The sequence below is a fragment of the Ruegeria sp. HKCCE4148 genome (genome assembly GCF_017872495.1).
Classification (GTDB): domain Bacteria; phylum Pseudomonadota; class Alphaproteobacteria; order Rhodobacterales; family Rhodobacteraceae; genus Ruegeria.
Genome location: NZ_JAEDOS010000002.1, coordinates 335111 through 361126, shown reverse-complemented (window position 1 = coordinate 361126; position 26016 = coordinate 335111). Strand labels below are relative to the sequence as shown.

General features: G+C 56.3%; 26 protein-coding genes. 13 read left to right on the top strand and 13 right to left on the bottom strand.

From position 1 onward, the window contains the following. The first annotated feature begins 45 nt into the window (after nt 1–45). Nucleotides 46–879, top strand: coding sequence for a ferredoxin--NADP reductase (locus tag I9187_RS06915; protein WP_171174332.1), 834 nt, complete (start codon nt 46–48; stop codon nt 877–879). A gap of 157 nt (nt 880–1036) precedes the next feature. Then, nucleotides 1037–1585, top strand: coding sequence for a translation initiation factor IF-3 (gene infC, locus I9187_RS06910; RefSeq protein ID WP_171176191.1), 549 nt, complete (start codon nt 1037–1039; stop codon nt 1583–1585). Nucleotides 1586–1653: 68 nt separating this feature from the next. On the opposite strand, the gene I9187_RS06905 is transcribed toward infC, so the two are convergent. After that, nucleotides 1654–2970, bottom strand: coding sequence for an aspartate aminotransferase family protein (locus I9187_RS06905; RefSeq protein WP_171727507.1), 1317 nt, complete (start codon nt 2968–2970; stop codon nt 1654–1656). Continuing rightward, complete coding sequence (locus tag I9187_RS06900; protein ID WP_171174336.1) at nt 2967–3740, bottom strand: 3-keto-5-aminohexanoate cleavage protein; 774 nt, start codon at nt 3738–3740, stop codon at nt 2967–2969. The genes I9187_RS06905 and I9187_RS06900 overlap by 4 nt, the downstream gene beginning before the upstream one ends. 103 nt (nt 3741–3843) lie before the next feature. Between I9187_RS06900 and I9187_RS06895 the strand changes: the two genes are divergently transcribed. Continuing rightward, nucleotides 3844–4728, top strand: coding sequence for a MurR/RpiR family transcriptional regulator (locus I9187_RS06895; protein WP_245223148.1), 885 nt, complete (start codon nt 3844–3846; stop codon nt 4726–4728). Nucleotides 4729–4766: 38 nt separating this feature from the next. Here the strand turns inward: I9187_RS06895 and I9187_RS06890 are convergent, their stop codons facing one another. Further along, entirely contained in the window at nt 4767–5768 is a 1002-nt protein-coding gene (locus I9187_RS06890) for a molybdopterin-binding protein (RefSeq protein WP_171174341.1), read from the bottom strand. After that, nucleotides 5765–6733: an XdhC family protein gene (locus tag I9187_RS06885; RefSeq protein WP_171174343.1), complete on the bottom strand. Its 969-nt coding sequence runs from the start codon at nt 6731–6733 to the stop codon at nt 5765–5767. The genes I9187_RS06890 and I9187_RS06885 overlap by 4 nt, the downstream gene beginning before the upstream one ends. 228 nt (nt 6734–6961) lie before the next feature. On the opposite strand from I9187_RS06885, the gene I9187_RS06880 reads away from it, so the two are divergent. After that, on the top strand, nt 6962–7462 hold the full coding sequence (locus tag I9187_RS06880; protein WP_171174345.1) for a hypothetical protein: 501 nt from the start codon (nt 6962–6964) through the stop codon (nt 7460–7462). A gap of 4 nt (nt 7463–7466) precedes the next feature. On the opposite strand, the gene I9187_RS06875 is transcribed toward I9187_RS06880, so the two are convergent. Further along, complete coding sequence (locus I9187_RS06875) at nt 7467–8726, bottom strand: VWA domain-containing protein (protein ID WP_171174347.1); 1260 nt, start codon at nt 8724–8726, stop codon at nt 7467–7469. Nucleotides 8727–8784: 58 nt separating this feature from the next. Then, complete coding sequence (locus tag I9187_RS06870; RefSeq protein WP_171174349.1) at nt 8785–9693, bottom strand: MoxR family ATPase; 909 nt, start codon at nt 9691–9693, stop codon at nt 8785–8787. Nucleotides 9694–9854: 161 nt separating this feature from the next. Between I9187_RS06870 and pyrC the strand changes: the two genes are divergently transcribed. Continuing rightward, nucleotides 9855–10892: a dihydroorotase gene (gene pyrC / locus I9187_RS06865; protein ID WP_171174351.1), complete on the top strand. Its 1038-nt coding sequence runs from the start codon at nt 9855–9857 to the stop codon at nt 10890–10892. Here the strand turns inward: pyrC and I9187_RS06860 are convergent. Next, on the bottom strand, nt 10889–12181 hold the full coding sequence (locus I9187_RS06860) for an MmgE/PrpD family protein (protein ID WP_209940119.1): 1293 nt from the start codon (nt 12179–12181) through the stop codon (nt 10889–10891). The two genes, pyrC and I9187_RS06860, sit on opposite strands and share 4 nt — an antisense overlap. Nucleotides 12182–12218: 37 nt before the next feature. Further along, on the bottom strand, nt 12219–12665 hold the full coding sequence (locus I9187_RS06855) for a type II toxin-antitoxin system RatA family toxin (protein WP_171174355.1): 447 nt from the start codon (nt 12663–12665) through the stop codon (nt 12219–12221). A gap of 72 nt (nt 12666–12737) precedes the next feature. Here I9187_RS06855 and hpt point away from each other — a divergent pair, with 72 nt between their 5' ends. Further along, nucleotides 12738–13277 carry a hypoxanthine phosphoribosyltransferase gene (gene hpt / locus I9187_RS06850; protein ID WP_171174357.1) on the top strand — a complete coding sequence of 180 codons (540 nt, stop codon included), beginning with the start codon at nt 12738–12740 and terminating at the stop codon, nt 13275–13277. Nucleotides 13278–13400: 123 nt separating this feature from the next. Beyond that, nucleotides 13401–13757, top strand: coding sequence for a hypothetical protein (locus I9187_RS06845; protein ID WP_171174359.1), 357 nt, complete (start codon nt 13401–13403; stop codon nt 13755–13757). A 6-nt stretch (nt 13758–13763) separates the two neighbouring features. Here the strand turns inward: I9187_RS06845 and I9187_RS06840 are convergent, their stop codons facing one another. Both I9187_RS06840 and lipA read right to left on the bottom strand, forming a co-directional pair. Continuing rightward, nucleotides 13764–14921, bottom strand: coding sequence for an amidohydrolase (locus I9187_RS06840; protein WP_171174361.1), 1158 nt, complete (start codon nt 14919–14921; stop codon nt 13764–13766). Continuing rightward, a complete protein-coding gene (lipA, locus tag I9187_RS06835) occupies nt 14918–15868 on the bottom strand; it encodes a lipoyl synthase (protein ID WP_171174363.1) in 951 nt (316 codons plus the stop codon). The genes I9187_RS06840 and lipA overlap by 4 nt, the downstream gene beginning before the upstream one ends. Before the next feature lie 261 nt (nt 15869–16129). On the opposite strand from lipA, the gene I9187_RS06830 reads away from it, so the two are divergent. Next, nucleotides 16130–16678 carry a peroxiredoxin gene (locus I9187_RS06830; RefSeq protein WP_171174365.1) on the top strand — a complete coding sequence of 183 codons (549 nt, stop codon included), beginning with the start codon at nt 16130–16132 and terminating at the stop codon, nt 16676–16678. A gap of 59 nt (nt 16679–16737) precedes the next feature. Here I9187_RS06830 and I9187_RS06825 read toward each other — a convergent pair whose 3' ends face one another. Continuing rightward, complete coding sequence (locus tag I9187_RS06825) at nt 16738–17820, bottom strand: DUF6456 domain-containing protein (RefSeq protein ID WP_171174367.1); 1083 nt, start codon at nt 17818–17820, stop codon at nt 16738–16740. 241 nt (nt 17821–18061) lie between these two features. On the opposite strand from I9187_RS06825, the gene I9187_RS06820 reads away from it, so the two are divergent. Then, entirely contained in the window at nt 18062–18361 is a 300-nt protein-coding gene (locus tag I9187_RS06820; protein WP_171174369.1) for a DUF6477 family protein, read from the top strand. Here I9187_RS06820 and I9187_RS06815 read toward each other — a convergent pair whose 3' ends face one another. Both I9187_RS06815 and I9187_RS06810 read right to left on the bottom strand, forming a co-directional pair. Continuing rightward, on the bottom strand, nt 18362–19906 hold the full coding sequence (locus I9187_RS06815) for a trimethylamine methyltransferase family protein (protein WP_171234154.1): 1545 nt from the start codon (nt 19904–19906) through the stop codon (nt 18362–18364). It lies immediately after the preceding gene. A gap of 137 nt (nt 19907–20043) precedes the next feature. Next, complete coding sequence (locus tag I9187_RS06810) at nt 20044–20739, bottom strand: MgtC/SapB family protein (RefSeq protein ID WP_171174373.1); 696 nt, start codon at nt 20737–20739, stop codon at nt 20044–20046. A 158-nt stretch (nt 20740–20897) separates the two neighbouring features. Here I9187_RS06810 and guaA point away from each other — a divergent pair, with 158 nt between their 5' ends. The 4 genes from guaA to I9187_RS06790 all read left to right on the top strand — a co-directional run bounded on the left by guaA (nt 20898) and on the right by I9187_RS06790 (nt 25973). Then, entirely contained in the window at nt 20898–22457 is a 1560-nt protein-coding gene (gene guaA, locus I9187_RS06805; RefSeq protein WP_171174376.1) for a glutamine-hydrolyzing GMP synthase, read from the top strand. Nucleotides 22458–22821: 364 nt separating this feature from the next. Then, a complete protein-coding gene (locus I9187_RS06800) occupies nt 22822–23685 on the top strand; it encodes a DMT family transporter (RefSeq protein WP_171176193.1) in 864 nt (287 codons plus the stop codon). 127 nt (nt 23686–23812) lie between these two features. Further along, entirely contained in the window at nt 23813–24976 is a 1164-nt protein-coding gene (locus tag I9187_RS06795) for an outer membrane protein transport protein (RefSeq protein ID WP_171174378.1), read from the top strand. A gap of 100 nt (nt 24977–25076) precedes the next feature. Next, nucleotides 25077–25973: a DMT family transporter gene (locus I9187_RS06790; RefSeq protein ID WP_209509241.1), complete on the top strand. Its 897-nt coding sequence runs from the start codon at nt 25077–25079 to the stop codon at nt 25971–25973. Nucleotides 25974–26016 lie beyond the last annotated feature (43 nt).

Here is a 26016-nt window from a genome sequence, read left to right as displayed (position 1 = left end):
AAAGATTAAACGGAGATGTCGGTTTAGCTGGCCGGCAGTGAAATGATGACAGAGATGAAATCCGTGAGTGAAGCAACCGCCGTTAAGGCCCCCGTACTGCCAGATGCCCAGACTGTCACCGAGGTGAAGCACTGGACTGACAGCCTGTTCTCTTTCAAGGTGTCGCGCCCTGCCTCGCTGCGATTCCGCTCGGGTGAATTCGTGATGATCGGCCTGCTGGGCGACAACGGAAAACCTTTGCTGCGCGCCTATTCGATTGCGTCGCCGTCCTGGGATGAAGAGTTGGAGTTCTATTCCATCAAGGTACAGAACGGCCCGCTGACTTCGAAGCTGCAACATATCAAACCCGGCGATCAGATCATTTTACGCCCCAAGCCGGTTGGCACACTGGTGCATGACGCCCTGCTGCCTGGCAAACGCCTGTGGTTCTTTGCCACCGGCACCGGTTTCGCGCCATTTGCCTCGCTACTGCGTGAACCGCAGACCTATGAGGATTATAACGAGGTTATAATCACCCACACCTGCCGCGAAGTCGCGGAACTGGAATATGGCCGCCAACTGATCGAAAACATCCGTCAGGATGAATTGCTGTCCGAGCTGATGGGCGAAGGGTTCGCTGACAAAATCCGCTATTACCCAACCACCACGCGGGAAGACAGCCCCAAGATGGGCCGTATCACCACCCTGCTGCAGGACGGCACCGTGTTTGCCGATTTGGGCATCGAAGGCGGCATCAAGCCTGAAACCGACCGCGCAATGGTTTGCGGTTCCTTGGCTTTCAACCTGGACATCAAGGAAATCCTTGAAGGGTTTGGTCTGCGCGAAGGCGCAAATTCCGAGCCAAAGGAATTCGTGATCGAGAAAGCCTTTGTCGGATAATACCAATTTGCGTTCGAAGCTTTGGTGCTTCGAACGCGAAAAACACCCGATAAAACAAGTTTTTTCACTGCAACCTGTATTTATGCCGCTTGAAGTGCGGCGCAGCCCGGTTTAAATTCCGGGCTCGAAATTCTGCAATCATCAAAGGAATGAACCCATAGCTCGCAGACCTCACAACGCGCCGCCTCAACGTGACACCGGCCCGCGCGTCAATGACAGAATCCGTGCCCCCGAAATTCGGCTAATTGGTGCCGAAGGTGAAAACGTCGGGGTGGTTCATCCCGCCAAAGCCATGCAACTTGCTGCAGATGCCGGTCTTGACCTTGTCGAGATTTCGCCCAACGCGAACCCACCGGTCTGTAAGATCATGGACTTCGGCAAATACAAATACGAACAACAAAAGCGCGAAAGCGAAGCCCGTAAAAAGCAAAAAGTCATCGAGGTGAAAGAGGTCAAGTTCCGGCCCAACACCGACACCCATGACTATGACGTAAAGATGCGGAACGTGTTCAAGTTCCTTGAAAACGGCGACAAGGTCAAAGTGACCCTGCGTTTCCGTGGCCGCGAAATGGCGCACCAGAACTTGGGACGCGAATTGCTGGAGCGTGTTGCTGAGGACGTCAAAGACCTTGGCAAGATTGAAAACATGCCAAAGATGGAAGGCCGTCAGATGATCATGATGATCGGCCCACTTCCTCAGAAATAGGCCAAACACCGGCTGAAAGATCTAAGGCTCTCGCAAGTACCGCGAGAGCCTTTTCGTTTCTACCGCCGTTAGATAACTGCGCTCAACGCCCGTTCCAATTTGCTGACAAGTTCGTCAATCTGCGCGTCTCCGATGATAAAAGGTGGTGCCAGAAGAATGTGATCTCCGTTACGTCCATCCCGTGTCCCCGCCATCGGATAACAGATCAAGCCTTCAGCCATTGCAGCCTTCTTCACCTTTCCGGCAATGCCCAAAGACGGATCGAACGGAGCTTTGGTGCCCCGATCGGACACCAGCTCGATCCCGCGGAAAAGGCCACGCCCACGCAGATCGCCGACATTCGGGTGCTGTCCAAACGCAGCCTCAAGGGCTGATTGCACTTTGTCTCCCATGACCCCGGCTCGGGCTGGCAAATCCCGTTCCGTCAGTTCACGGACCACCGCGAGTGCAGCAGCCGTAGCAACCGGGTGACCGATATAGGTGTGCCCGTGTTGAAAAAAACCTGACCCATCCCGAATTGCATCATATATCGCCCCGGTGCACAGCATAGCTCCGATCGGTTGATACCCGGCCCCCAAACCTTTGGCGATGCACAGAATATCCGGCGCAACATCGTCATGATCGCAGGCAAACAGATGGCCTGTGCGCCCCATACCGCACATAACCTCATCCAGGATCAACAGCACCCCGTATTGGTTGCAGATTTCCCGGATACGTTTGAAATACCCCTCAACAGCCGGAACCGCGCCCAGGGTTGCACCGACCACGGGTTCTGCCATGAAAGCCATAACTGTGTCCGGACCCAGGCGTAGTATTTCAGCCTCAAGCTCGTTGGCAACGCGCTGACCATAGTCAAAGCTACCCTCACTTTCAGGTTTTTCGGCGTATTCATAACAAGCCGAAATATGCGTCATCTCAATCAGCATCGGTGCGAACTGAGCACGCCTCCAGGCGTTGCCCCCGGCAGACAAAGCGCCCAGCGTGTTGCCGTGGTAGCTTTGTTTTCGCGCGATGACATGCCGACGCTCGGGCTGACCGGTCTCGAGAAAGTACTGACGCGCCAGTTTGATTGCCGCCTCGGTTGCCTCAGACCCGCCCGATACAAAATAGACCCGGTCCAAATCGCCCGGCGCGTGCTGGATCAACAGATCCGCCAGCGCCTCAGCCGGTTCAGAGGTCATGAAACCGCTGTGGGCAAAGGCGATCTGTTCCACCTGATCCTGCACGGCGCGGATCACTGCGGGGTTGGAATGCCCCAGGCAAGACACGGCCGCGTCACCGCAGTCCAGGTACCGCTTGCCTTGGGCGTCGATCAGATAGCAGCCTTCCCCACCTGCTGCGATGGGTAGGTCCGATTTGGTGTGGCGTGGGAATACGTGACTCATGTTCTGGCCTTTCCAAGCAGTTCAACCAAAGCCGCGACCGAAGCGGCATTGTCCGCCCACGGCGTGCCATCCGGCCCCGTCAGGCTGTTTTCAAATCCAACGCGCACATCACCCCCGCGCCGCGCTGCTTCGGCCAGACAGGCGTGTTCTTGTGCGCCAAACGCGCAGACCATCCAATAGTTTTGACATTTCGGGAAGGCATCCAGATCTGCCGGTACAGATTGCTGACCTTCGCTATAGCGTCCCAGAACAAACAGCCGGTCCGTCTGATCCTTACGAACAATGTCATCCTGCTGCCACTGGTCCAACAGCCGCGCGTCTTCTGCATCGTAAAGTATATGCTGAACCCGCGTTCCCTGATCAGCACAGAGCGCATAGACATGCGGTGCAAGGTTGAGGTCGCGCGCAATCTCTCGTACCGAAATCGAGGCCCAGTCTGGACGCACCTGTTCCAAGCAGGCCAGCTGCGCGGGAACGTCAAATACTCCGGCCGCTTCGGTTGTTATTTGAACATCCAACCCCGGCGCGATGCGGCGCAACTCGGCGATCGTTTCCAGATACGATCCAGCATCCAGCGAATGCTGACCATTCGCGTCCCGCACATGAACATGAATGCCCTGCGCCCCTGCAAGGTGGCAGGCCCGCGCGGTTTCGACGATCTGATCTATCGTGACCGGAAGGGCAGGATGATCTGCTTTAGTGCGCCGCGCGCCATTGGGCGCGACTAGAATATAGTGGGTTTTGCTGTCGTCGGCAGGGATGGGATTCATCTGTTCTTTCCTCTTACAAGGTTGCAGCTAGCCCCCACTCAATACGTTTTCAATTTACGCTATAGAAAACATATGTTTTATTTTAACCATGACCCCTACCCTGATGGCACTCACGGATCAGTTGAGGCGCGAGATTGATCAGATGCCTGCGCAAATGCAGGTCGCGGCGAAGTATGTTGTCGATCATCCTGGCGACTTTGGACTGAACCCTATCCGTAAAACAGCGGACAGAATCGGCATCAGTTCAAACGTGTTGGTACGGCTTGCGCAGCGCATGGGCTTTGACAGCTTCGACGCATTTCGCCAACCATTTCGCCGCGCTCTGACAACTGACAGCGAAGACCGGCTGGGGCAAGGCTGGTTGGAGGCTCCGTCGGGGCAAGACCCGTTTCATCTGGCGCAGGTCAAATTCGCTCAGAACGAGATGAATGTGGTTTCGCGATCCTTGCGCCTGATGGATCCGCATCTGACACAACAAGCCATTGGGCACATGGTTTCCGCGCGGCGCTGTTACGTGACGGCGACACGGTCCAGCCACGCCCTGGCCTACTACTTTCACTACGCAGGCCGCATGGCCCATCCCGGATTGCAGCTGGTGCCCCGTCACATGGGCTCAGCCATTGACGATTTGGTCGAAGCCACGGCTGAAGATTGTCTGTTTGCCATCACCGTCCATCCCTATTCCGCCGATACGATACAATCGATGCGCTTTGCCCGCGACCGGTCCATGCGTATCGTGTTGCTGTCGGATAGCGAGGTGATCGCGCCCGGGGTCGAACCGGATGTAATCCTGTCTGTCAGCACCCGAACTTTGCACCCATTTTCAAGCTTTTCCGGCGCGATGGCCGTGTTGGAATGTTTGCTCGGGCATTTGTTCGAGGCCGGTTGCAAGGACGCCCGGGCACGCGTGGAACAGTACCAAAAAGCACGGGAAGACACGGGGGCTTATTGGCGGCCCGGTGTTTTGCCAAAGCTCAGGAAGCTCTGACAACCTTGCTGAGATGCGGCCAGCGCACGTCAATACGTCTAGGTTTTGCGTTTGGCACGCGGCTGCGGTCTGGTCGGAATTTCCTTTAAAAGCCCGCCAACCCCCATCGCTGCTATGTGAGCACCCGTAGTCTCAATTCCACACGCGATCCGAGACAGAACCCAATCGGCACCGTTTAAGGCTGGAGAACGCGCACAGCCTGGTAATCCAATGACCGGGCGATCCCGCAAGGCGCCCAAAAACAGCAAGTTTCCCGGATCCACCGGCATTCCAAAGCGATCCACCTGCCCGCCAGCCAGACGCACAGCCGACGGCGCCACATCTTCCGGGTCCGACGTCGCAGACCCTGTCAGGATCATCAAAACATCGCCATCGCTTTGCGAAACCGCTTTGGCCAGAGCATCGACCCTGTGCGGAACGATCTGCACATCACTCAGCTCCATATCCAGCAACTCGACCCGGCCCCGAATAGCGGCAATCCCTTTCTCATTCGGTGGCCCGCCCGGAATGTCCGTCACGATCAGTCCGGCTGTTTGGTGAACCGGACGCGCCAAACGGATTGCGCCCTGTGCCAAAGCGGCGGCGCGTTGGACATCCTCTTCGGGCACAGCGTAAGAGATAACCTTGATGGTCGCCACCATACCTCCTGGTCCCATTTGCTGATGCTGGGGTACCGTGGCCACTGTGATCATCGGATTGACTTGGTTGAACCGTTCGAGCGCGGCGACATCCAGAACGGCCACCCCCGGTCCATCGGCCAAAAGGTTGACCCGCCCGGTAAACGCCTCGGTCACGCGCAGGTTGGCTGCGGCAGCATCAGGCGCAAGGGCCGCCGCCAAAGCCCGTGCGGCCTCGTCCTCATGGCAGTCACCGGGATCAAGCCGTGCGACAATGACTTCGCTTAGCCCAGCTTGCGTCAACTGCACGATATCTTCGGGCTGCAATGCCAATCCTTTGCGCAGCTTACGCTCGCCTGCCGTCACCGAATGCGCCAAAATGGCCCCTTCGGCCTGCGCTACGGGAACCGGGCCAAACCTCATGCTTTGCCCCGCAAGACCGCTGTCATCTGAGCCAGAATAGCAACGGCGATTTCTGCAGGTCCCGCAGCACCAATATCCAATCCGATCGGGCCGTGAATTCTGGAAATCTGTTCCTCAGTGAACCCTGCGGCTTTCATGCGATCCACCCGTTTGGCATGGGTGCGCGTCGAGCCCAGAGCGCCGATATAAAATACTCCTGCATCAAGTGCCGCTTGCAGCGCCGGGTCGTCCAGCTTGGGATCATGGGTCAGCAAGACAATGGCGGTGCGTGCATCCAGCCCCAGCTTGGCCACCGCTTCGTCCGGCCAATCAGTCAGGATTGTCTCCCCTGGAAAGCGCGAGCTGGATGCAAAGGCATCGCGCGGATCGATGATGGCCGGATCATAGCCCGCAATGCGCGCCATCGGTACAAGTGCCTGTGCGATATGGACGGCACCCACAACGAGCAGCCGCAAAGGCGGGTTGTGAACGGCCACAAAGGTTTCGCCGTCCTCTTCAAACCCGGACCGGTCCATGCGCAACCGATCAGCGTAGGCGTTGCGACGTAAGGCCCTGTGTCCAGTATTTGTGTTCACCTCATACGCCACGGGCGCGCGCGCAGCACGGGCTGCGACCAATTCTGCCAGCATGGGCTCGGGCAGGACCTTGCCAATGGGTTCGACCAGAACACGGATCGTTCCGCCGCAGGCCAGCCCCACAGCAAAGGCGTCCTCATCGCTGACGCCAAATTCCAAAAGCCGGGCTTCGCCCTCGTCCAAGGCTTCAAGCGCTTCAACGATCACCGCACCTTCTACACAACCGCCGGAAACCGAGCCTTCAATCCGCCCGTCTCCACCGATCACCAGTTGCGATCCCACACGCCGTGGCGCGCTGCCCCAGGTTTCGACAACTGTAGCCAAGGCCGCGCCACGCCCGCTGCGGTGCCAGTCCAGAGCCGTTTCCGGGCTGTTGTCGAATCGCTCCATCAGACCCTCCAGATGTCGTCCGACTCCAACATAGGCAGGATTGGCGCGATGAAAAGCGCCGCCGTCTTGCCAAATGGTCTATACCGGTTGTTTCCCGAACCCGGCTAAACCTCGGCCTCATTCAATAAATCATAGGATTGATTGTTTGGAGGCCGCGTTTTAGCCTGCCCACGCAACTGGTATTTTGCCAGACCGCGTATCCAAAATTTATATATCGGAGACAAGCAGTTGAAACGTTTTTTAACACTGGGCGCAGCGGTTGGTCTTTTGACCGCGACCGCAGCATGGGCTGATACGTTCGAACGCTATGGTGAAGTCGAAGGCTGGAAGGTCTTTATCGACAATGAAAAGAAATCCTGCCTGATCGAGGCTGTGGACGATGCGGAAAACGTCGTTCAGATGGGTCTGACCGAAGACCGCGGCGTTGGCTATGTCGGTGTGTTCACCAAAGCCGACACCGATATCAAACGGGGCGAAACGCAAGAAGTCGCTATCCTGATTGGCGACAATATCTATCTGGGTGAAGCCACCGGAATGAAGGGTAATATCACCAAGGGCTATTCGGGCGGTTACGTTCTGTCTGACAACCCCCAATTCGCTGATGATCTGGCCAAGAAAAAAGTCATGATCGTGTTCCCCGAAACCGCGTATGCGTTCACGGTCGACTTGACTGGCACATACAAAGCCATGGAAATGGCGCGCAAGTGCAACGCAGAACAGCTGTCGTAAGTGCCTAACCGGAAAGCGCGGCCATCAGCCGGGCTTTCTGACCCTGGTCGTCGAGTTCTGAGATCACGTCGGCCAGGTCTTCGAGCGAGGCGATCGAATGTCCTGCCCGGAAACTGTCCACGTGTGGCAGCATTGCCGCAACGCCCTGTGCTTTCGGGGCGAACCCATCCCAACGTAACAACGGATTGAGCCAGATCAAGCGTCTTGCGGACAGATGCAAGCGTTCAATCTCTTTCTGCAAAATCTCCGGGTCGCCCCGTTCCAAACCGTCCGTGATCAGCAGAACCACCGCCCCTTGCCCCATGACACGACGGGACCAGTCGCGGTTGAATTGGTGCAAACAGTCGCCGATGCGTGTGCCTCCTTCCCAATCCTGCGCCTCGGACCCAGCGGCGGCAAGCGCTGCGTCCACATCTCTTTGATGAAGATGGCGCGTTATATTGGTCAGACGGGTGCCAAATGTGAAGGCGTGAACCTTGGCCCACCCCGCCCCCTTGGCGTTGGACACCGTGTGTAGGAAATGAAGGATGATCCGGCTGTATTGGCTCATGGATCCAGAAATATCACAAAGCGCGACAAGGTTAGGCCAGCGCGGCTTGGGCTGAAGCCTGGCTATAGTGCGCAGCTCGCCGCCTTGTCGCATTGCCGCGCGCAACGTTCGGGCACGGTCGATACGGTGGCCAAGATGGCTGGCCTGCCCACGGCGCGACTCGATGGGTTTAACCGGCAGGGTCATCCGTGCCAAAACGCGTTTGGCTTGCGCGATTTCGGCCGTGCTCATCTGCTCAAAATCGAGATTGCGCAAACGTTCTTCGGATGATGCTGTCTGAGTAGCGTCAATCTCGATTTCGGTTTCGCCCTCATCTTGTATGACGGGTTCCGGCAGATCCTGTTCGACGCCATCCAGCAACGCCTCGGCTGCGCGTTTTTCACCGGCATCGGCCTTGCGCTCTTCCTGAACGCCGCGAATGGCGGGCAGCATCATGGCCATCATGTGTTCCATGTATCGCGGATCGCGCCAGTACATTCGAAAGATTTGCGCAAACACCGTGCGGTGTTCCGGGCGGTTCACGAAACAGGCGTGCAGCGTCCAGTAAAAGTCCCGTTTCTCGGTAAACCCTGCCGCCTGCACAGCGTTGATGGCATCAATCACGCGCCCCGGACCGATTGGCAAACCCGCCTTTCTGAGAGCACGGGCGAAGTGCGTGATATTCTGGGCCAGCTTCGGGTTGTCCGGTATTTCCAGCGGGAGTTGTTCTGCCATCAGCACCCATGGGGGCTCTGCCCCCATACCCCCGGAGTATTTGGGAAAAGGTGAAGCATCAGGCCGGTTCGAGGGTGGCCTTAGCCTCGTCCAGAATGCGCTTCGCCTCGGACCCCTGTAGTTTCTGGATGTCGTCCTGGTATTTCAGGATTGCTCCCAGCGTGTCGCCGATCACCTCAGGGCTCAGGTTCATCACATCCAGCGCCAACAGGCATTTGGCCCAGTCGATTGTCTCGGCCACGCCGGGCTTCTTGAACAAATCTTCGGTGCGCAAACGCTGAACAAAGGCCACAACTTCCCGGCTGAGGGCATCCGCGGCTTCGGGTGCGCGGGCGTGCAGGATTTCGATCTCGCGCTCGAAATCGGGATAGTCGACCCAATGATAAAGGCAGCGGCGTTTGAGGGCGTCATGCACCTCGCGCGTGCGGTTTGACGTGACTATGACAACGGGCGGCTCTGGTGCTTTAACGGTGCCCAACTCGGGGATCGTGACCTGAAAATCACTGAGAGCCTCTAGCAGGAAGGCTTCGAAAGGTTCATCGGTCCTGTCCAGCTCGTCAATCAGCAGGACCGGCGCGCCATGTTCGTCTGGCCGCATGGCTTGTAACAACGGGCGTTCGATCAGGTATTCGTCTGAGAACAGTTCGGACTGCAATGCACCCCGATCCGCCCCGCCCGACGCCTCAGCCGTGCGGATCGCAACCATCTGCGCGGGAAAGTTCCATTCATAGACGGCAGAAGAGGCGTCCAGACCTTCGTAGCATTGCAAGCGGATCAGGCGACGGTTCAAACCCGAGGCCAAGGCTTTGGCGATTTCGGTTTTCCCAACGCCCGCTTCACCTTCCAGAAACAAAGGTCGGCCCAGTTTCAGCGACAGGAAAACAACCGTCGCAAGGGCGCGTCCGCATACATAGCCCTGGGCTCCCAACATCTGCTGCACGGCGTCAATTGAATTTGGTTGCGTCATGGAACCCTCTCTCCTTAGCGTTCAAACAGTTCACGCACAGACCTGTGCGTCAAGACCTCACGCCAAGACACAGCTACGACGTTCGGGTTGGTTGACAAGTTTTTTTGCCAATGAGCGCGGTCGCGGTTGGTCTTTTTCAACAGCTATGCTAGCGGAAAGCCATGACCGATACCCTCACGATCCGCCGCCCCGACGACTGGCATTTGCACTTGCGCGATGGCGCCATGCTGCAGGCCGTTCTGCCCGAAACCGCGCGCCATTTTGGCCGTGCGATCATCATGCCCAATCTGGTGCCCCCGGTTGTCACCGGCGCGCACGCCGCGGCTTATCGCGACCGCATCATGGCCGCGCTGCCCGACGGAATGTCGTTTGAGCCGTTGATGACCCTCTATCTGACCGAGGATACGGACCCGGACGATCTGGCTGCTGCTCATGCAAGCGGATTGGTCAAAGCGGTCAAGCTGTACCCTGCCGGGGCCACAACCAATTCGCATTCGGGTGTGCGGAACTTCGACAATGTCCGCCCCGTGCTTGAGCGTATGGCTGAGATTGGCTTGCCGCTCTGCGTGCATGGTGAAGTGACGGATTCTGAGATCGACATCTTCGACCGTGAGGCTGTGTTCATCGATCGCGTTCTGGACCCAATCCGAAAGGCGACTCCGGGCCTTCGCGTGGTGATGGAGCATATCACGACCCGCGACGGCGTTCAGTATGTTAAAGCCAATGAGGCAGACCTGGGCGCGACAATCACGGCGCATCACCTGATCATCAATCGAAACCATATTCTCGTCGGTGGAATCAAACCGCATTACTATTGCCTGCCCGTCGCCAAACGCGAAGAGCACCGCCAAGAGTTGCTGAAAGCCGCGACTTCGGGCGATCCGCGTTATTTCCTTGGCACCGACAGCGCGCCGCATACGGATGACAACAAGGAAATGGCATGTGGTTGCGCGGGTTGCTTCACGGCAACCAACACCATGTCACTGGTGGCTGAGATGTTCGACCGCGAAGGTGCATTGGACAAACTGGAAGGCTTTGTTTCGCTGAATGGACCCGCGTTCTATCGACTGCCCGTGAACGAAGGCACCATTACGCTGACCAAGGGCGAACCAGTCGAATACCCCGACAAGATCGACACCGGAGACGGGCCCGTTACCGTTTTTGACCCCGGCTTTCCATTGCACTGGCGCGTGGTTTAACCTGTCAGTTTGGCGGCCAGATCGCGGGCTCGACCTCCGGTGCGCAGCATCGACCAGATCGCGTCCGCCTTATCCGCTCCGATCAGTTTGGCCGCTTTGGCGCGCACGCGATCCTCGCGGTCAGACAACGACATTGGGGTCAGCAGATCATGGGTTGCTTCACGGCGGATACCATCGCGGCGCAACAAAGCCAGATTGGCTTGCGTTTCTGACAAGCTTTCATCCGCTTCAACCGTGATGCGGTCACGCAATGACTTAATCCGCGGGTCGGCGCAAACCTTGTCCATATAGCTGCCCGGTAAAGCCGTATCATACCCCAGTGCCTGCATCGCGATGACTGTACGGTATGAAAACTTGGCACCTAACCCGGTTTCAGGTGTCAGCTGATTGCACACACTCATCCAGCGCGGATGGGTTTTGATCTTGATCTCGGCCACTTCAGGCTCGGCGATGTCCAGTTCACGCGCCGCTTCCAGCGCGGCGTGCAAGCCATGACAACAGGCATGGAATTTGTGACTTACGCTTTCGAACAACCATTCATCACCCAAACCATCCAGCGCGCTTAAATCCGACGCGCCCTGATGGGTTGCGCCGAATCCAAACGGGCCTTCCAGTGCATCAGCATTGGCCTCAAACCCGTGATGCACCAACAAGGCAGTTTCTGTCCCGGCAGACGCCGCAAGACCTGCGTTATAAGGCTTTCCCATCGTCCCGAACTGAGCCTTCAGCCCGGCCGCCCGGGTCGCCGTCAGCCCCAGAACGGATCGCATCTGATTTATATCGAAGCCCAACAATCGCCCTGCGGCGACGGCGGCCCCAAATGCACCGGACGTGGCTGTCTGATGAAATCCGACCTGATAGTGGCCCCGACCCAACCACAGGCCAACACGAATTGAGGTTTCCATCCCAATCAAAGCGGCTTCGAGCAAATCGACCAGTATACGATCATCCCACTCGGCCACAGCAAGCGCTGCCGGCAAGATGGCCACAGACGGATGCCCGATATGAGCAAAATGCGTGTCGTCATAATCCAGCGCATGAGACACGGTGCCATTCACAAGCGCTGCGCCGCGCATTGGCGCTGCGTCGCCGCCAAAAAGATGGGCCTGTGCCTTGCTACCCTCGTCCAAAACCATCTTGCGAATGATGGATGAGACAGGTTCGTTCGCACCCGCTCGTCCTACGGCCACCCAATCCAGAACAGACAGTGATGTGACAATCCGCGCCTGCGAAGTCGTTGAAATCGGGCCAGCCGCAAAAGCGGCCAATGATGCTGTGAAATCCTTCATGAGCGCAGTCTAGCGTGCGCCCTTGCCGCGTAAAGACCTAGCCGTAGAGTTCCTGGGCCCGCGCCTCGAACGCGCGCACGATCCGTTGCATGGCTTCGTTGAACACAACGCCAATGATCCCCTGCAGAATCGCATTCTTGAACTCGAAATCCACATGGAACGAGACGTTGCAGCCCCCATCCGGTGCGTCCTCGAACTGCCAGTCGGACTTCATGTATTTGAAGGGGCCATCCAGATATTCGGTATCGATTTTCTTCTGGTCTGCAAACAGTGTCACCCTGCTCCCAAATCGTTCGCGGAACACTTTGAACGAGATCACCAGGTCGGCCTCCATTACTTCGGCCTCGCCCACAGCATATGTCTTGCGGATACGAGCTGCAGCGCACCACGGCAGAAACTGCGGATACTTGGCCACGTCAGCCACCAGATCATACATCTGCTGGGCGGTATATGGCAGGTGACGAGTTTCTGAATGGATAGGCATGGCGTCCGGTATTTGCAGGTGACAATGGCGCGTCATGTCGTATGTTGCGCGCCAAAGATCAAGGGGGCTGCGATGACTGACCGCGCATATGTGATAGATGAGATGATCTCGGCCAAGGCCATCGCTGCCAGAATTGAAGAACTCTGTCGCGAGATCACAGCAGAATTCGGCAACACCGACAAGCTGGTTGTCGTGGGCTTGTTGCGCGGCAGTTTTGTCTTCATCGCCGATCTAGTACGTGAATTGGATTTGCCGATTGAGGTAGATTTCCTTGAGGCATCCTCGTACGGAGACGCTATGGAAAGCAGCCGAGAAGTTCGAATTCTCAAAGATTTGCGCGGCGCTATTGAAGGACGCGATGTGTTGGTTGTGGAGGATATTGTTGACACCGGTCACACGCTGAATCACGTCACAAAACTGCTTCAAAGCCGCAAACCCGCACGCCTGAAGTCAATCGCCCTGCTCGACAAGCCCAGTCGTCGTGAAGTGGATTTCCGGTCAGACTGGATCGGATTCGAGATTCCAGACGAATTTGTGGTCGGTTACGGCATCGACTACGCGCAGCGGAACAGAAACCTGCCCTTTATCGGCAAGGTACGGTTTACGGGTTAATAGGTTGTCCATCACTCACCGCTTGCTGGGCGGATTCCGAACAAGACATTTCATTATCAGAATACAAATAGACGTAAGCTCGTCTTTTCCTCTAGTGTTCCTTAAAACAATGGAGGTCTGTTGATGAAGCGTATTGTCGCGACGGTTGGTGTGGTTATGGCGATCGTGGCCCTAGCCAGTGCAGGGGCTGCAAAGGACAACAAAGGCAAAGGGCAAGGGGCCAACAAAAACAAGGTGGAAAAAGCCATCAAGTCAAACGGCAAGGCGGTGCCACCCGGCCAAATCAAAAGATATACGCGCGGCCAAAAGTTGCCGGATGACTTGCGATTTGACTACATTGACGATCTCGACAATTGGAAGCTCAAGCCACTGGGCCCGGGTCAAAGATATATTCGGGTGGACGACGAGATTTTGTCGATATCAGATGACACGAAGACAGTCATAGAAGCGATTGGAATCGTTGGTGATCTCGCCAACTGAGTGAATTCAAACTGACGATCGCCTTCCAAGAATAGCGTAAATGGCGTTAAGGAAGACCCCAACACCTGCGGGTATCAACGCATCTGGAAAATCATAGTCCGGATTGTGCAGTTGTGGGTGATCCCGACCCGATCCCAACCAGAACATCGCGGCTTTTGCGCTTTTGCCGAATTGGCCAAAATCTTCTGAAAATCGCTGTGGCTGCTCCACGAGCGTGCAGGCAATGCCCTGATCAACACAGGCTTGCTTCAGGATTGAGACCGTTTCTGGGTGATTGACGCAGGCTTCGAACACCTCGTCATAGGTAATCTCGATCGACAAACCTTCGGCCTGCGCGGTCTCACGGACCATCGCTTCGGCGTCAGTCATCAGTCGCGTCATCCGCCGGTCTGAGACTGTTCGTAATGTCACCCATAGATCAGCGCGCCCAGGCGCAACACCCACTGTGCGCTCACCCAATTTGGCATGCGTGACCGTGGTCAGGGCATAGTCATCATCCAGGTCGCCGCCTGCCCCTAACCCCGCCAAAGCCGGCAACAGTTTGGCCAGAGCACCGGCAGGTGACACCCCATCCTGAGGCGCGGCCGCGTGCGAGGTTTTGCCTGTCAATACAATCTGCATTCCGCGCGAGGCGCAATTTGCAGGGCCTGTGCAAAGTTCAACGGTGCCAAGCTCCAATCCCGGCAGGTTATGAAGGGACAGTATGATATCAGGCGAAATCTCACCAAACTGGGGATCTGCCCGGAACGCAATGGCCCCATGGCCGGTCTCTTCCGCAGGTTGGAAAATCAAAACAACGCGGCCAGATGTCGGGCGTTGGGATTTCAAAGCATCGGCCACGCCCAGCACCATCGTCATATGGCCGTCATGTCCACAAAGATGCCCTTTGCCTTTTGTTTTTGAAGCATAAGGCAGGTCAGACACTTCCTGAATCGGCAACCCGTCCAATTCACATCGGATACCCACGGTGGGCCCCGGACGACCGCTTTCAAACACACCGGCCACGCCGTGGCCCCCGATTCCGGCTAACACATAATCAGCTTTGGCGTTGCGCAACAGAGCAGCGATCCGGGCAGCAGTTTCACCCTCCTGCCCCGAAAGCTCGGGATGTTGGTGCAGCTCGCGGCGCAGGCTGGTGAGCCGTGCAAAAAGTTCCGGGCTCACGCTTGCTGCAACTTCTCTTGCCGTGCAGCACGCAGACGGGCGAAATCATCACCTGCGTGGTACGATGACCGGGTCAACGGTGTTGCCGACACCATCAGGAAGCCTTTTCCATAGGCCGCCTTTTCGTAAGACGCGAATTCTTCCGGCGTGACAAAACGATCCACACCATGGTGCTTTGGAGTCGGTTGCAGATACTGACCGATGGTCAAAAAGTCGATATCCGCCGCGCGCATGTCGTCCATAACCTGACGAACCTGCTGTTCGTCTTCGCCCAAGCCGACCATGATACCAGATTTGGTGAAGATCGACGGATCCAGTTCTTTCACGCGCTGCAACAAACGCAATGAATGGAAATACCGAGCGCCCGGACGCACCTCGGGATAAAGGCCCGGTACGGTTTCCAGGTTGTGATTGAACACGTCCGGTTTTGCCTGAACCACAATCTCAAGCACCTCGGGCTCACATTTCAGGAAGTCCGGCGTCAGAATCTCGATCGTGGTTTTGGGAGAACGGTGGCGCACAGCGCGAATAGTCTGAGCAAAATGTTCAGCCCCGCCATCGTTCAGGTCGTCGCGGTCCACCGAAGTAATGACAACGTGGTTCAGCCCCAGTTTTTCCACCGCATGCGCCACGCGACCGGGTTCAAAAGCATCGAGTTCGTCAGGACGACCGGTCGCGATATTGCAGAAGGTACAGCCCCGAGTACAAATCTCGCCCATGATCATCATGGTAGCGTGACCCTGGCTCCAGCACTCGCCAACATTGGGGCATCCCGCTTCTTCACATACCGTCACCAGATTGTTGTCACGCATGATCTTTCGCGTGTCTGCATAGCCCTTGCCACCCGGCGCCTTGACCCTGATCCAGTTTGGCTTTTTGGGTTGTGTGTTATCCGGACGATGCGCTTTTTCCGGATGGCGTTGTTCTGGGATCTTGAGATCTCGCACGGGCAGATGTCCTGACTTTGGGTCAACTTTTGTTACGTATAACATAAACCTGTTACCAGCGTTACACCAGCGACGCATAGCCGCTATGCACCGTAACCAAGCAACCGCAGCAAAACCAACCTCACTAATGGTTTTTATACGATATTTCAAAAACTAACACGCATCCAAAGAATTCGCGACTGCAGCATTTCCCCGATTGAATGCGATTTAGAACTGTTTTAACTCACGAAAAAATCACAAGTGAATCACAGGAGCTTGAACATGAAATCTGGCGCAAAACTGCCTGACGTGACCTTTCACACCCGCGTCCGTGACGAGAACATCGAGGGGTCGAACCCCTTCCGCTGGGAAGACAAGACAACCGCCGATTATTTTGCTGGAAGGCGTGTGATCCTGTTCTCGTTGCCGGGCGCGTTCACACCGACCTGCTCGACCTACCAATTGCCCGGATTCGAGAAAGGCTTTGCTGATTTCACCGCCAACGGAATTGACGAGATTTACTGTATGTCCGTCAACGACAGTTTCGTTATGAACAAATGGGCGCAGGACCAGGGTCTGCAAAACGTCAAAGTCATCCCTGACGGTTCGGCAGAGTTCACCCGCAAGATGGGTATGCTGGTCGACAAAGACAATCTGGGTTTCGGCATGCGTTCGTGGCGCTATGCCGCCATCGTCAATGATGGCGTGGTCGAGGCCTGGTTCGAAGAGCCCGGCCTGATGGACAACTGCCCCGACGATCCTTACGGCGTCTCGTCGCCGGAAAACCTGATGGAACATCTGCAAAAGGCGGTCGAGCCGGAACTGGCCTGAACCACTGTTTGAATATGAAAAGGCCCGCTTTCGGCGGGCCTTTGGCGTTTTCAGTGACGCTAACCAATCATGCGGTCGCGTTCGGCTTGTTCCAGGTAATGCCGTTTGAGCCGCTGTAAGGCGATACGCAGGACAATTTTGCCGGACCGGGCAGACCACCCCATACGTTTCTCTGCCAACTCCAACCCCTCAAGGTAGCAGCAGCATCTCAAGGCAACATCACTTAGCCCTGGACCCAGATCAGACAACGCGCGTGCCACACGATCGCGTGCGTCGCAAAAGCCCCGCCCCCCATGCGCATCGCTGTCGTGATTATTTCGCCCCCCAGCCGTCAGGAAACGATCCCAGTTCTGCGTGACCTGAGGTCCGATTTGCGCCAACTCAAAATCTTCGCGCAAACGTTCGCCCGCTTTGACAAGCGTGTCGTCCAGAAACGGTTTTCCGTCCCTGTCCCTGCGCCGGGCCAACGCAGTCAAGGGGCTTTCCGTGGCGCTATAGCGAATGCGACTGACGCCCTGCGCGGAACTACCGAGCGGTTTGGTCTGAAACCCGCTTTGCGCTTCGGCAAAGCCCGGTTCTGTCCCGGACCGGGCTTTATTCTCTGCCTGCGCAATCAAGTGGCTCAGCGCTGTTCGCCCCGCCGTCGTGATCCGATATCGCGAGATACGCCCCGGATTGTCGCAGGCAATCCAGTCTTTCAAAGCCAGTGCCTGCGCGATTTTACAATCGACAACCGCTGTTCTGGTTGCCGCGTTATCGCCCGTGTCGCGGACAACAACGGCCTTGTCCATTTCCTCAGCCACTGCAAGCACAGATCCAGCCTCGCTCAGACGTCGCAGGATGCGTAGGGCTTCGTTTTCGAACTCCCCTTCCTTTGCCGCCTCGTCTTGCTCAGCAAAGGACATGCCGCCCTCACACGACACCGAAAAATGCGTTTCAGCAAGCGATTGCAAAGCCGCATCCACCAACGGATCATCGCGACGCATCTCAATACGCCGAATTTGCCTGAGGATCGTTGAAGCATGGCATCCGGCTGACCGCGCAATGTCGCGGATCGAGCGGCCGGTTTCGGTATGGGCAAGGTATCGTTGTGCCCCTTCTGGAACCCATGCCGGAATGGTGAAAGCCATGTTGTTTTCCATCTTTATTTGCCCTCGTCGACAAAACAAACTGTCACTTTTCGCCCTCGGAATGCGGGTTAACCAATTCTAACTAGAGGTCCATTCGTTACTCGTTCGTTAACCGCCCAAGGCACGAACCAGATTTGATTCAAAAAGATAAACAGTCGTGAAACCATCGTTCGGCCAGACTGATACTCAGGCAACACCCGCTTAGGTTGTGTCACAAAGCCCCCAGAATTCTTCACGAAAAGGGATACACCACATGCAGGACCTGATGACGATGATCACAACCCTTCGCCGTCCACGTATGCTGACGCGGGCCGCCAAATTCGGGGCGCAGGATTACAATCGGGACCGGCATCTGCAACGTATCTTGGGATACGGTTCGCTGCCGGGTTCAGGTCAGGCGCTGCTTCGTTTGATAGAGATGGAAAAGGAAGTGAATGCACAACGCAAAGACGACGACGCTGCCTATTCACTGGTGCGTCATCTGGACTTGCTTATTGCATTGTTGGGTGAGGCGCAGCTGTATCAGGCCAGTCGCGCCCACGCTTTTCAGTAATCAGGCGAATGCATCCGGCATGGAAGCTTTTTTCTCAGCAATATAGGCTTCCAACGCCGCAGCTGTATCCGGGTCCATCTGCGGTTGCTGGTAATTGGCCAGCAAATGTTCGACCCGCGCAGTTGCCAGCGTGCGCGTATCCCGTGCGCCCTCTTCCTGCCAGGTTTCATAAGGTTTGTAGTCCAGCAGTTCGGATTTCCAGAAGGCGTCCTTGAAGTTCGCCTGGGTGTGGGCACAGCCAAGATAGTGACCGCCTGGGCCGACTTCGCGGATCGCGTCCATGGCCTGCGCGTTGTCATCATATGCGATACCTTTGGCCAGCGAATGCAGAACGCCCAATTGATCTGCATCCATGACGAACTTCTCGAAGTCGGCCACCAGACCGCCTTCCAGCCAGCCGCAGGAATGCAACATGAAATTCACACCAGACAACAGGCCCATGTTAAGCGAGTTTGCTGTTTCATAAGCGGCCTGAGCGTCCGGCAGCTTCGACCCGCAGAACGAGCCCGACGACCGGTATGGCAGGTTCAGGCGACGCGCCAACTGGCCTGCACCATAGGTGATGTGGGCTGCTTCAGGCGTGCCAAAGGTGGGCGCGCCCGAGTTCATGTCGATCGACGAGACAAATGCGCCAAAGATTGCAGGTGCGCCTGGACGGACAATTTGGCTGTAAGCCACACCTGTCATAACCTCGGCCAAAACCTGCGTCAGGGTACCGGCAACCGAAACCGGAGCCATCGCACCGCCCACGATAAAGGGCGAGATGATGCACGCCTGGTTGTTGCGGGCATATACCTCAAGCGAGCCCATCATCACGTCGTCGAAGGTCATCGGTGAGTTGATGTTGGTCAGCGAAGTCATCACTGTGTTTTCCTGCACGAACTCCTTACCGAACAGGATCTCGCACATTTCGACCGAGTCCTGAGCCCGGCTGGGGTCGGTCACCGAGCCCATGAAGGGTTTGTCAGACAGCGTCATATGCGCCTTCAGCATGTCCAGGTGGCGCTTGTTCACCGGAATGTCGGTTGGTTCGCATACGGTACCGCCCGAGTGATGCAACCATTTGGACATATAGGCCAGTTTCACGAACTTGTTGAAGTCGTCCATGGTCGCATAACGACGGCCACCTTGCGCATCGCGCACAAACGGAGGTCCGTAGACCGGAGCAAGAACCATGTTGCGACCGCCGATAACCACCGATTTCTCGGGGTTGCGGGCGTGCTGTGTGAACTGGCTTGGAGCAGTCTTGATCAACTCGCGCGCAAGGCCGCGCGGGATGCGAACACGTTCCCCATCAACATCGGCACCGACTTCACGCCAACGTTCAATCGCAGCGGGGTTGTCGACGAAGTTAACACCGATCTCTTCCAACACGGTTTCCGCGTTGTTTTCGATGATTTCAAGCGCCTCTTCATTAAGGACCTCGAAATTCGGAATGTTACGTTCGATGTATTTCGCGGTCTCTATTCTGACTGCGGTGCGCTCGGCTCGGCGGGCGGCGCCACCGCCACCTCTTGCCCTGCGCCGGGTGTTTGCCTCTGCCATGAGAAAATCCCGTCTGGTTGGTTAGATTGAAGCTTTAGATACAGGTTTACCGAATCGTAGGCATCGGGATTGCGGCGCTCTAGGGGGAAAAGCGACATTGCCACCCTACTTGGCGGTGAACATCACGTCAAAGTTCATCAGGCTTCCGAAACGCTATCCCACTCAATACTCTCGATACTCGGTTCCAGCATAAGTGGCGCAACCACCTTGTGCTGAAGCTCTTCGGGGTGGACTTCCATCGAAACCAAAACCGCGATTGTTTGCGACCCGTCTGCGCCGTCTCCTTTTTCGAACCCCACAATTCGAATGTCATTTTGGGCCAGAGCCTTCAGAACCGCGACACGCGCATCGGCCTGCGTCTCTTCCTTGCATTGCAGCAGAATCTTGAATTCTTGCGTCAACGGAACCCCGGCCCGTGTTGTACGCTTGAGCCATTTTACCAATGGCCTGAGACCCAGGTTCACGAAAATGACGAAGCCCGTCATCATCAAAGCGAACAGCCAAGCCCCCGTCCCCGCCATCATTCCAACCGCCGCCGAACACCATAAGGTTGCGGCCGTATTCAGACCGTGGATCGTGAAGCCGTGACGAAAGATGATCCCAGCCCCTAAAAATCCAATACCGGATACGACCTGTGCCGCCACTCGGGTTGGGCTGACTTCATCCGGAAACAGCGCAGAAAACACAACAAAGGCCGCAGCGCTCAGGGCCACCAGTGCGTTTGTGCGCAAACCCGCCATCCTCTGTCGGACTTGCCGTTCCGACCCGATCAATGCGCCGCAAAACAACGCCAGCGCCAGATTCAACGCAGCAATTTCTATCGAAATCGGCAATTCATGATCCTTATCCAGACGAATCCAGACTAGGATTCCATCCGGTTGTCATATTTTTGTTACAAAACTTTTACAATTGGCTTTTTTCCGGTCCTGAAAATCCACAGGAATTGGATGTCGCCCTTGCGAATTGAGCGGGCTTGCCCTAAGGCGCAGGCATGACCCAGACATCCCATGACCGCCTTCTGATCATCGACTTCGGCAGCCAGGTAACGCAGCTCATTGCCCGCCGCCTACGTGAGCTGAATGTCTACTGCGAAATCCACCCATATCAGAACGTCACGATGGATTTCGTGCGGGAAATGGCCCCGCGCGCCGTGATCTTCTCGGGTGGTCCCGACAGCGTGACACGCGAAGGTTCGCCTCGCGCACCGCAAGAGATTTTCGACTATGGCGTACCAATTCTGGGCATCTGTTATGGCCAGCAAGTGATGATGCATCAACTGGGCGGCAAGGTGGAAAGCGGCCACGGCACTGCTGAATTTGGTCGGGCTTTTGTCACCCCTGAAAACACCTTGGATGTTCTGGACGGCTGGTTCGTCGATGGGGATGAGCAGGTCTGGATGAGCCACGGCGATCACGTCAGTGAAATCGCGCCCGGGTTTGAGGTCTTTGGCACCTCGCCCAACGCGCCTTACGCGATCACGGCTGACGCATCGCGCCACTTCTATGCAGTGCAATTCCACCCCGAGGTCCATCACACGCCCAAAGGTGCTAAACTGTACGAGAATTTCGTCAAGCTGGCGGGTTTCAAGGGCGACTGGACCATGGGTGCCTATCGCGAAGAGATGATCCGCAAAATACGCGAACAGGTCGGCGACAAGAAGGTCATCTGCGGTCTGTCCGGCGGGGTCGACAGCTCGGTCGCGGCGATCCTGATCCACGAAGCCATCGGGGATCAGCTGACATGTGTCTTCGTGGACCACGGTTTGCTACGTAAAAACGAGGCCGAAGAGGTCGTGGGCATGTTCCGCGACAACTATAATATTCAGCTGATCCATGCAGACGAAACCGAGTTGTTCTTGGGCGAACTCGAAGGTCAAAGCGACCCGGAAACCAAGCGCAAGATCATCGGCAAGCTGTTCATCGACGTGTTCCAGAAACACGCCGACACCATCGAGGGTGCTGAATTCCTGGCTCAGGGTACGCTCTATCCGGATGTCATCGAGTCGGTGTCCTTCTCGGGTGGGCCTTCGGTGACCATCAAGTCGCACCACAACGTGGGTGGCCTGCCGGAAAAGATGGGTTTGAAACTGGTCGAACCGCTGCGTGAACTCTTCAAGGACGAAGTCCGCGCACTGGGCCGTGAACTCGGACTGCCGCAGAGCTTCATCGGCCGCCACCCCTTCCCCGGACCGGGCTTGGCAATCCGCTGCCCCGGCGAGATCACCCGTGAGAAGCTGGAAATTCTGCGCGAGGCCGATGCCGTTTATATCGACCAGATTCGCAAGCATGGCTTGTATGACGAAATCTGGCAGGCGTTTGTCGCCATCCTGCCTGTACGCACCGTGGGTGTCATGGGCGACGGTCGTACCTATGACTATGCCTGCGCGTTGCGGGCCGTCACCTCAGTCGACGGTATGACCGCTGACTACTATCCGTTCAGCCATGAGTTCCTGGGCGAAACCGCCACGCGGATCATAAACGAGGTCAAAGGCATCAACCGATGCACCTATGACATCACATCGAAACCGCCCGGAACAATCGAGTGGGAATAAACCAGCCACATTGAGCACGGGCGTTTTCTACTCAACACTCAGGACCAATAGTGTTGGGAAATTCGGATTTGCAGATACGTTGGTCGCTTTGATCCACGTTCTGCAAATCGAATGCACCTGCAACCAGAGCCGATGCGCAGTAGATCGGGTTTTGGAAAACCGCGTAAACTCTGTGAGTTATGCTATTTAACTGCTGTCGCCCAGCGGTATTGTTTTTATTGTAGCGCATTTGGGCTTTTCCATACCTAAACGACCATTGACCCGTTGACATTCGGAATGCCTAAGAGTGCTGTGTAGGCGCACCCGGATCAGCAGATTTATCGTGACACAGCCACAAGCAAAAACACTTCAAGCTGCACTCTGGATGACCGGTGCCATTGCCTCTTTTTCATCCATGGCCGTTGCCGGGCGCGAGTTGAGCCTGACCCACGACACTTTCGAGATCATGATGTACCGCAGCATCGTGGGTTTCTTTACCGTGGCTGTCGTTTTAACCGTCACAGGCAACTGGACGCAGGTTTCAACGGAACGCTTGGGATTGCACGCCATACGCAACACACTGCATTTCACAGGACAAAACCTGTGGTTCTATGCGCTTGCGGTGGCCCCGTTGGCGCAGGTCTTTGCGCTGGAATTTACGCAACCCCTCTGGGTCATTCTGCTGTCCCCTCTGTTTCTCAAAGAACGCCTGACCCCGCTTAAGATTGTAGCAGCGCTTATCGGATTTGCAGGCGTTTTGATCGTCACCCGACCCGGCTCGGCACCGCTGAGCCCCGGCCTTGTTACCGCGGCGCTGTCGGCGATTTTCTTTGCCTTTACAACGATCACCACCAAGAAACTCACACGATTCGCCAGCATTGGGTGCATCGTTTTCTGGTTAACGGCCATGCAGGCTGTATTGGGGGCTGTAGCGGCGGGTTTCGATGGTCAGGTTTCACTGCCGAACGCAACCACGGCCCCTTATCTTGTACTTGTAGGGTTGGCCGGATTGCTGGCCCATTTCTGCATCACCAATGCTCTGGCCATTGCCCCGGCCACCGTCGTCATTCCATTCGACTTTGCCCGGCTTCCCACGATAGCGGTCGTTGGCATGATCCTTTATCACGAACCCATCGACCATTGGGTTCTAATCGGTGCTGCGGTCATTTTCTCTGGCATCTTTTTAAATACCTGGTCTGAAAATCGTAGCAATTTGGCAACAACTTCAAACATGAGTCGAACCAAGTAACGCTCCGTCACCAGTTGACCTTAAAGTAACCAAAAAGAAAGTATCGTGCGGAATACAACGGGCAGGCGATCTATTCACTCACTACAGTCGCCAATAAAACCCGCAGGAGACCTACAGGGAGGACAGAATGAAAAGAACATTACTCACAACCTGCGCGCTGTGCGTTGGGGCCGCGACAGCCCATGCAGGTGGCCTTGACCGAAGCGGTCAGGGGATCAATTTGATTTTCGAAGAAGGCTCGGTCGTGCAGTTCCGTCTTGGATATACCAATCCAAGCGTGACCGGAACAATGCCTGCATTAGCAGGTCCAAACATTGGTCAACCTCAAGACTCTGGCGAGGTGGCGAACGACTTTTTTACGCCGCACCTGGGCTACAAGGCGGCGCTGACCGAACAGCTTGATTTCGCGATCATGTATGATCAGCCTTTTGGCGCTGACATCCAATATGCAGCTAATTATCCACTGTCGATCAACCCAATTCCCGGTGGTCGGTCGGACGTTCTGAGGGCAACGGCGGACACGGATGCGATCACCGCATTGTTGCGCTATAAGTTCGACGGAGGCTTTAGTGCCATCGGCGGCATTCGTGCGCAGCGCGTAAAAGCGTCAGTCACCGTACCACTTGCTGCGGGCTATAACGTAGACACGAACGCCGACACAGCATTTGGGTACGTAATCGGTGTAGCCTGGGAAAAGCCTGAGATCGCGGCCCGCGTCTCTCTGACCTACAACTCGAAGATCAGCCATGATCTTTCGCAGACAGAATCTCTGAACCCACCGCCAATTCCCCCAATTCCTCCGGGAACGGTTGCAACCTTCAACACCAACAGCGAAATTGAAACGCCCCAGTCCATCAATCTGGACTTCCAGACAGGTGTTGCCCCCAAAACCTTGCTGTTCGGATCGGTACGTTGGGTCGACTGGCCACAGCTGGTTTACAACCCGCCAAACTATCCACCGACCAGCAACCTTGTTGACTATGACGATGCCACCTTCACCTACTCGCTGGGTTTGGGCTACCAGTTCTCGGAAGAGTTCTCCGGCGCTGTGACTCTTGGCTACGAGTCGTCTCAAGGTACCCCGGTTTCAAACCTCGGTCCGACCGATGGTTTCTGGAGCATCGGCGTAGGCGGCACCTACTCTCTTGAGAATGCACAGATTTCTGGCGGCATTCGCTATACGGATATTGGCGACGCAACAGCAGACGGCGCTGGTCCCGGTGCGCGCGCAACATTCACAGGCAACAGCGCCTGGAGTGTTGGGTTCCAGATCACATACGCTCTGAACTGATCGCCACCATCTCAGTACATGTCAAAGCCCCGCTGTTTCAGCGGGGCTTTTTCGCAAGAACCGGGTCGCGGTATAAGCCCCTGGATGAGACAGTGACGCCATGAGTGCTCAAAAACACCTCTCACCCCGCGCCTGGGTCGAGCTTTTACTGCTTGGCATCATCTGGGGCGCGTCCTTTGTCTCGATCCGAATCGCGCTGGACACGATTCCAGTCATGACGTCCGTTCTGCATCGCACCTTCTGGGCCATGCTGGTGCTTTGGCTTGTCGTATGGGCCCAAGGGCACAAAGTGCCGCGTGCGCCTCGGGTTTGGGGTGCGTTTCTGATCATGGGGCTGCTCAACAATGCCATCCCCTTCAGCCTCATGGCTTGGGGGCAGCTCTACATCGACACCGGATTGACCGCGATTCTGAACGCAACAACCGCCGTTTTTGGAGTGCTGGTTGCAGCACTGTTTTTTCGCGATGAACGCCTGACAAGGTCGCGTCTGTTTGGCGTATGTCTAGGCTTTTTCGGCGTCACGATTGCCATCGGGATTCAAAACTTCATTGGGTTCAGCCTGCAAAGCACAGCGCAGCTTGCGGTACTGGCAGGAACAGTTTCGTACGCCTTTGCGGCCGCGTGGGCCCGATACGCTCTGTCCGACCTTCCACCGATCGTTGCTGCGGCTGGCATGTTGACGGGATCGACCATTTTGGTCCTTCCGCTGACACTTATGATCGACGGCTGGCCAAGTCTGGTTTTGCCAGCCGTCACCTGGGCTGCCATCGCATATTATGCGATCGTTGCAACCGCCGGGGCCTATCTGCTGTACTACCGTGTTCTGGCCATGGCCGGCAGTGGCAATCTGATGTTGGTGACACTGGTTATTCCCCCTGTCGCCATCGTTCTGGGGTCATTACTGCGCGGTGAAGCCCTGCCCCCCAATGCCTATTTGGGCTTTGGCATTCTTGCCACGGGTCTTTTGGTACTCAATCGCTCTGGCCGTCGTGATTGACGTCGTCCGTTGCCCGATTTAGCAAAGGCAAAAATAGGGACGA

What these genes read in the sequence shown, in the direction of transcription:
- I9187_RS06915 (WP_171174332.1), top strand. Translation starts at nt 46, where the DNA reads ATGACAGAGATGAAATCCGTGAGTGAAGCAACCGCCGTTAAGGCCCCC.
- I9187_RS06845 (WP_171174359.1), top strand. Translation starts at nt 13,401, where the DNA reads ATGAAGCGTATTGTCGCGACGGTTGGTGTGGTTATGGCGATCGTGGCC.
- I9187_RS06900 (WP_171174336.1), bottom strand. Translation starts at nt 3,740, where the DNA reads ATGAATCCCATCCCTGCCGACGACAGCAAAACCCACTATATTCTAGTC.
- I9187_RS06890 (WP_171174341.1), bottom strand. Translation starts at nt 5,768, where the DNA reads ATGAGGTTTGGCCCGGTTCCCGTAGCGCAGGCCGAAGGGGCCATTTTG.
- I9187_RS06830 (WP_171174365.1), top strand. Translation starts at nt 16,130, where the DNA reads ATGAAATCTGGCGCAAAACTGCCTGACGTGACCTTTCACACCCGCGTC.
- I9187_RS06825 (WP_171174367.1), bottom strand. Translation starts at nt 17,820, where the DNA reads ATGGAAAACAACATGGCTTTCACCATTCCGGCATGGGTTCCAGAAGGG.
- I9187_RS06800 (WP_171176193.1), top strand. Translation starts at nt 22,822, where the DNA reads ATGACCGGTGCCATTGCCTCTTTTTCATCCATGGCCGTTGCCGGGCGC.
- I9187_RS06795 (WP_171174378.1), top strand. Translation starts at nt 23,813, where the DNA reads ATGAAAAGAACATTACTCACAACCTGCGCGCTGTGCGTTGGGGCCGCG.
- I9187_RS06875 (WP_171174347.1), bottom strand. Translation starts at nt 8,726, where the DNA reads ATGGCAGAACAACTCCCGCTGGAAATACCGGACAACCCGAAGCTGGCC.
- hpt (WP_171174357.1), top strand. Translation starts at nt 12,738, where the DNA reads ATGACTGACCGCGCATATGTGATAGATGAGATGATCTCGGCCAAGGCC.
- I9187_RS06860 (WP_209940119.1), bottom strand. Translation starts at nt 12,181, where the DNA reads ATGAAGGATTTCACAGCATCATTGGCCGCTTTTGCGGCTGGCCCGATT.
- I9187_RS06870 (WP_171174349.1), bottom strand. Translation starts at nt 9,693, where the DNA reads ATGACGCAACCAAATTCAATTGACGCCGTGCAGCAGATGTTGGGAGCC.
- guaA (WP_171174376.1), top strand. Translation starts at nt 20,898, where the DNA reads ATGACCCAGACATCCCATGACCGCCTTCTGATCATCGACTTCGGCAGC.
- pyrC (WP_171174351.1), top strand. Translation starts at nt 9,855, where the DNA reads ATGACCGATACCCTCACGATCCGCCGCCCCGACGACTGGCATTTGCAC.
- I9187_RS06820 (WP_171174369.1), top strand. Translation starts at nt 18,062, where the DNA reads ATGCAGGACCTGATGACGATGATCACAACCCTTCGCCGTCCACGTATG.
- I9187_RS06895 (WP_245223148.1), top strand. Translation starts at nt 3,844, where the DNA reads ATGGCACTCACGGATCAGTTGAGGCGCGAGATTGATCAGATGCCTGCG.
- I9187_RS06905 (WP_171727507.1), bottom strand. Translation starts at nt 2,970, where the DNA reads ATGAGTCACGTATTCCCACGCCACACCAAATCGGACCTACCCATCGCA.
- I9187_RS06855 (WP_171174355.1), bottom strand. Translation starts at nt 12,665, where the DNA reads ATGCCTATCCATTCAGAAACTCGTCACCTGCCATATACCGCCCAGCAG.
- I9187_RS06790 (WP_209509241.1), top strand. Translation starts at nt 25,077, where the DNA reads ATGAGTGCTCAAAAACACCTCTCACCCCGCGCCTGGGTCGAGCTTTTA.
- I9187_RS06885 (WP_171174343.1), bottom strand. Translation starts at nt 6,733, where the DNA reads ATGGAGCGATTCGACAACAGCCCGGAAACGGCTCTGGACTGGCACCGC.
- I9187_RS06815 (WP_171234154.1), bottom strand. Translation starts at nt 19,906, where the DNA reads ATGGCAGAGGCAAACACCCGGCGCAGGGCAAGAGGTGGCGGTGGCGCC.